This window comes from Tepidiforma sp., from assembly GCF_034433535.1.
Classification (GTDB): Bacteria; Chloroflexota; Dehalococcoidia; order Tepidiformales; family Tepidiformaceae; genus Tepidiforma.
The window spans coordinates 1-5,041 of sequence record NZ_DAOUAO010000061.1; the positions used below are offsets into that span (position 1 = coordinate 1).

At 70.7% G+C, this 5,041-nt stretch carries 7 protein-coding genes and 1 pseudogene; all 8 read right to left on the reverse strand.

Going from position 1 to position 5,041, the window contains the following annotated elements; genetic code table 11:
* Nucleotides 1–621, reverse strand: a 621-nt coding sequence (locus VAE46_RS03190; RefSeq protein WP_322795467.1) for a flagellar hook basal-body protein, incomplete at its 3' end; no start/stop codon positions are given.
* A gap of 21 nt (nt 622–642) precedes the next feature.
* Complete coding sequence (locus VAE46_RS03195; protein ID WP_322795468.1) at nt 643–1,413, reverse strand: flagellar hook-basal body protein; 771 nt, start codon at nt 1,411–1,413, stop codon at nt 643–645.
* Nucleotides 1,410–2,042 carry a hypothetical protein gene (locus VAE46_RS03200; RefSeq protein WP_322795469.1) on the reverse strand — a complete coding sequence of 211 codons (633 nt, stop codon included), beginning with the start codon at nt 2,040–2,042 and terminating at the stop codon, nt 1,410–1,412. Before VAE46_RS03200 ends, VAE46_RS03195 begins: the two co-directional genes overlap by 4 nt.
* Nucleotides 2,039–2,365 carry a hypothetical protein gene (locus VAE46_RS03205; protein WP_322795470.1) on the reverse strand — a complete coding sequence of 109 codons (327 nt, stop codon included), beginning with the start codon at nt 2,363–2,365 and terminating at the stop codon, nt 2,039–2,041. The genes VAE46_RS03200 and VAE46_RS03205 overlap by 4 nt, the downstream gene beginning before the upstream one ends.
* A gap of 14 nt (nt 2,366–2,379) precedes the next feature.
* Nucleotides 2,380–3,123 carry a FliA/WhiG family RNA polymerase sigma factor gene (locus VAE46_RS03210; protein WP_322795471.1) on the reverse strand — a complete coding sequence of 248 codons (744 nt, stop codon included), beginning with the start codon at nt 3,121–3,123 and terminating at the stop codon, nt 2,380–2,382.
* Nucleotides 3,124–3,143: 20 nt separating this feature from the next.
* The gene (locus VAE46_RS03215) at nt 3,144–3,410 is read right to left on the reverse strand and encodes a hypothetical protein (RefSeq protein ID WP_322795472.1); all 267 of its coding nucleotides are present in this window, start codon (nt 3,408–3,410) and stop codon (nt 3,144–3,146) included.
* Nucleotides 3,407–4,063 carry a flagellar brake protein gene (locus VAE46_RS03220; protein ID WP_322795473.1) on the reverse strand — a complete coding sequence of 219 codons (657 nt, stop codon included), beginning with the start codon at nt 4,061–4,063 and terminating at the stop codon, nt 3,407–3,409. Before VAE46_RS03220 ends, VAE46_RS03215 begins: the two co-directional genes overlap by 4 nt.
* Nucleotides 4,064–4,320: 257 nt before the next feature.
* Nucleotides 4,321–5,041 (reverse strand): annotated as a pseudogene (locus VAE46_RS03225) (hypothetical protein); the annotation flags it as partial.

Below are 5,041 nucleotides of genomic sequence, written 5' to 3' on the forward strand. Positions count from 1 at the left end.
GGTGCCGGGCCGCAATGGGGCAAAACCCTCAGAACCGGCGGGGGCAACCTGCGGTTCGCCGGAATTCGGGGTTGGCCGGTAGAGGCCGTCGCCGAGGAATTCCAGCCCCTGGGGGTTGGCGAAACGTGCCACGACGATGCGGCCGATCTCCTGGCGCTCGCCGTTGTCATCGAGTGCCGAAAGGGTTCCGCTGGCGTCGAGGGCGGGGGAGGCGAAGCCGGCAGGGAGGCGGATCGGTTCGCCGTTCTCGCCGGGAACGATGCGGCCGGCGAAATCGACGAGGGTGCCCTCGGCATCGAGGAGGAAGCCGCCGTAGCGGGTGTAGCGGAGTTCGCCGTCCGGTTCGCGCACGACGAAGAAGGCGTCGTCTTCGATGGCGAGGCTCAGCGGGGACTCGGCGGGGAGGAGGGCGCCCGGTCGGAGCTGGAGGTCGCGGGTGACCCGGGCGACGCCGAGGCGGAGGTCTTCGGGGGTGGCGTCGGCGATGGGGAGGCCCTGGTGGAGGGCGCGGAAGGCCTTGAACGCGGAGGTGTTGACGTTGGCCAGGTTGTGGCCGACGACGTCGAGCACTTCCTGGTTGCGGGCGAGTCCGGAGGCTGCGGCGGCAAGGATGGTGGGCATGGGCAGGTGCTCCCGGGGTGATTAGAGGCGGCCGAGTTCGCCGGCGGCCTGGTCGAGGGTGGTATCGAGGCGGGCGAGCACCGCCTGGTTGGCCTGGTAGGTGCGCTGCACCGCCAGGAGGGAGGTGAGCTCTTCAATGAGGTTGGCGTTGGAGGATTCGAGGAAGCCCTGCCGAAGGCCGGGGCCGCCGATGGGGGGCACGCCCGGGGCGTCGTCGACGGGGCGGAAATAGGCTTCGCCGGCGCGCTCGAGCTGGCCCGGGGCGAAATCGCGGATGAGGAGGCCGGCGAGTTCGTTGCCGGCGGCATCGAGGATGGCGCCATCGGGCGTGACGGTGACGGGTTCGGGCGGAAGGATGATGGGCTGGCCATCCTCGCCGAGGACGTAGTAGCCGGCCGAGGTGACGAGGCTGCCTTCGACATCGCGGCTGAAGCGGCCGTCGCGGGTCAGGAAGCGGGTGCCGGCTTCGTCGGTGATGGCAAAGAAGCCGTTGGTGAGGGCGAGGTCGAGCTCGTTGCCGGTCTGGCGGAGCATGCCCTGCTGGAAATCGGTGGCGAATTCGGCGACGAACTTGCCGGTGCCGATCTGCCCGATGACGGCCTGGATGCGGGCGGTGAGCGGCGCCGGCACCGGGGCCTGCTGGGAGATGGGGACATCGGGCTGGGGCGCGAGGCTGGCGATTTCGCGCTTGAAGCCGATGGTGTTGGCGTTGGCGATGTTGTTGGCGAGCACATCCTGGTAGCGCCAGGCGGCTTCCATGGCGGTGAAGGCGGTGTAGAGGCCCTTGATCATGGCGCGATGCTCCGGTTGCGGTTGCGGATGAGGCGGAGGGCGGCGAACGCGATGCCGCCGACGGCGAGCACGGTGAAGGCCGTGCGGGCGATGCGCTGGCCCTGGCTGAGGCCGGGGCGCTCGCCGGTATCGGGCAGGGTGCCGGGCCGGACGTCCCCGCGGGGGCTGGAGCCGTCGTCGTTGATGACCTCGAAGCGGCCGGCGATGGAGATGGTCTCGGGCAGGACGTCTTCCGGGGCGCCATCAGGGCGCGCGGCGATCACGAAGAGGCGATAGTCGTAGGAGTCCAGGCCGGTGAGGCGGGTTTCGAGGAGGCCGATGCCGTCCTCGCGGGTGGTGATGGTGCCGACGCGGAAGGGGGCGGCCCCGCCGCCGGTGAGCCAGCCTTCGTAGGTATAGCCGGGCATCGGCGGGAGGTTTTTGACATCGACCCGGGCGTAGGCCTCGGCGAAGGAGAACTCGAGGACGCCCTCGGCATCGCGGGGGCCGAAGTTGGAGACGCCTTCGAGGTAGGTGAGCTTGACCAGCTGGGGGACGCCGTTGGCGCGGGCGGCGGGGACCGCGGCGACCAGCGCGAGGAGGGCGGCCAGGGCGAGGCCGATGGCGAACCGGGCGCGGGCGAGAGTCATGAGGCGATCCCCTGGCGGCGGAGCAGGAGGCGGACTTCTTCTTCGCTGCGCTGCATGCGGCGGGCGAGCTCGGCGATATCGACGGGCCCGCCTGCGCGGAGCTGCTCGAGGGCCGGGCGAGGAGTGGCGGCGTAGGCATTGCGGGCGGCCCTGCCCGCGGCTGCGCGGGCCGGGGCCTCGGCGGCGGGTGGCTCGTGGACGACGGAGGCCCGGCGGGGCAGGCGAACGGCGCGGCGGAGCTGCTGGACCTGGAGCGAGAGGTAGAAGAGGGCGCCGAGGCTCACGAGCTGGGAGATGGCGAGGAGGGCGATGACATCGGTCATGGTCGGGGACTCCTTCAGGGGTTGCGTTCGCGGGCGAGGCGGGCGCGGAGACGGCCGAGGGCGCGGCCGTGGAGCTGGCAGACACGGGATTCGGAGATGTCGAGGATCTGGGCGATCTCTTTCATGGTCATTTCGTCGCGGTAGTAGAGGCTGATGATGAGCCACTCCCGCTCGGGGAGGGTCTTGATGGCGGCGGTCAGGGCATCGAGGAGCTGGCGCTTTTCGAGGCGCTCGGTGAAGTCCTCGGCGTTGGGGTCGGCGGGGAGCTCGGTGGGGGCGCTGCCATCCTCGTTCTGGTCGCGGTCGAGGAGGCCATCAAGGGAGACCGTGACCCAGGAGGAGTCGATGAGGGCCTGGTTGTACTGCTCGAGGGTGAGGCCCATGAGCTGCGCAGCCTCTTCGTCGGTGGGTTCGCGGCCGTGCTCGCGTTCGAACTCGAGGTGGAGCTGTTCGAGGCGGCGTGCTTTCTGGCGGACTGAGCGGGGCAGCCGGTCGAGCGAGCGGAGGGCGTCGATGATGGCGCCGCGGATGCGTGAGATGGCGTAGGTTTCGAACTTGACGCCCTTGGAGCCATCGAAGCGGTCGAGGGCCTCGATGAGGCCGATGGTTCCGTAGGAGAGGATGTCTTCGTAATCGAGGATGGCCGGGAGTCCGATGGCGAGGCGGCCGACGACGTACTTGACGAGGGGGGCGTACTGCTGGATGGCGGCTTCGCGGTCCTGGTAGTTGGGGCTGCTGGCGGCGCGTGCGGTGGCCATGGGCGTGCTCCTCGCTGGTGCTAGTCGTCGGCGGTGCCACTAGCGTCGGTGGGGTGGTCTTCCGGGTCGGGGTCCTGCGTCGGCTGCGTGCGCGGCGGGCTGGTGAGGATGATGGCCTCGGCGCCGAATGCGACGGCGGTGACCAGGACGAAGGTGAAGATGGCCCGCATGAGCGCCTCATCGAAGGGGTGGCCGGCGCGGGTCGCGAGCCAGGTGGTGAGGACGGCCACGGCGAGGGCCAGGTAAACGCCGTAGCGGGCGATGGTGAACGGGGGCAGGGCAGTCATAGCTGGCCCCTCCGGCGGAGCTCGAGCTGGCGGCGCATGAGGTAGCGGGCGATGAGGTCGCGCTGGCCGCGAGGCATCTCGAGGAATTCGCAGTGGAGGCGGCGTGTGCGGTAGCCGGGCTCGGGTTCGCGGACGGCGACGATGCGAGCGCGGACGGCGATATCGCCGGCCTCGGGGAGGTGGGCTTCGATGCCGAGGCGTTCACCGGCGAGGGCGAAGGCTTTCGAGGCGATGCAGCAGCCGCTTTCGGAGAGGTCGATGATCGTGCCGTCGATGGGCTGCTGGGTGTGGGGCTCGTCGGCGTCGATGACGAGGCGGTAGATGGATTTCGGCTTGATGGCGACCTGGAGGCGGTAGTTGCGGCGGCGTTCGTGGCAATCGATGAAGGGCGGGAGGGCGAGGTATTCGAGCGAGCCATCGGGGCTGTGGCCGGCGACCTCGGTAACGAAGCGCCAGCGCTTCTGGCGGTAGATGTAGACGGAGCGGACGAGGGTGCCGACCGCGAGGGGCCGGGGGCGCAGGCCGCGCATGGGGACGAGGATGGCGATGCGCTCGCCATCGACGTCTTCGATGCGGGTGGCGTAGGTTTCGGCGCCGTCGCGGGTGGAGACTTCGATGCGGAGGGCGGTGCCGGGAAGAAGTCCCTGGGCCATATAGGGATTCTTGGGCCGGCGCTGCGGGGCGCCCATTGGCTATCTCCCGTGATGGGGTGGTGGAGAGCCCTGATGGCTGTGTGAACGGTGCCCGAGGGGGCGGTGTTGGGACTCTCCATCGGCGCGGCCGCGGCGGTTACCGCGAGCCGGCCTCGCATTGGATCGTGGGGTGCGCTGTGCGGCGGGCGAATCGAGGGGGTCCCCGCTCGGGGCCGGGGGACTCCCTGATTCGCCGGTGAAAAGCTGCTGAGACGGCGTCAGGCAGTGGCTGCGAGCTCGGGCCGGGGGGCGACTGCGTCGGCGACTGCGGCGGGCTCGGCAGGGACGATGCCGCGAGCGACATCGCGGCTGCTGGAGAGGAAGGCCAGGCCCAGGCCGGCTTCGACGAGGGCAGCGAGCGCGGCGGAGAGGTCGGAGGCAAGGTCAGTGCCGGTGAAGACGGCGCCTGCGAAGTGCCCCGGCCGGAAGGGAGCGAGGGCGCGTTCGAGGGCGGACGGCTGCCAGTGGGCGGGGATGGCGAGGTAGGCGTAGTGTGCGGAGCCGGGGATGGGCGGCGGGTTCCACGGGCCTGCTGGAGTATCGACGAAGAGGCAGGCGCCGCGCGGGAGGCGGGTGACGGCGCGGACCAGCTGACCCGGGGTGAAGGCGGCGAAATCGGGGAGGTTGAGAGCCTCGGCGCAGGCGTGGATGGCGGCCTGGGCGCCCGCGCGGGCGGTATCGGCGGCGACGAGGGCCGCCGGGCGGCCCGCCTCGGCACAGTCGAGCGCCATCTTCAGGAGGGCGGTGGTGCGGCCCGCACCCTCGGGCCCCTGGATGGTGATGATGGCGGTGGTGTCTTCCGGGGGGTAGGCGGGCTGGCGGGACTCGAGCCAGCTGATGATGGCGGTGTGGAGGTCGGAGCCCTGCGGCGCGGCGGCGAAGAGCGCAGCGGAGACGGGCGGTGGGAGATGGGAGGTGGGAGGCTGGAGATGGGAGGTG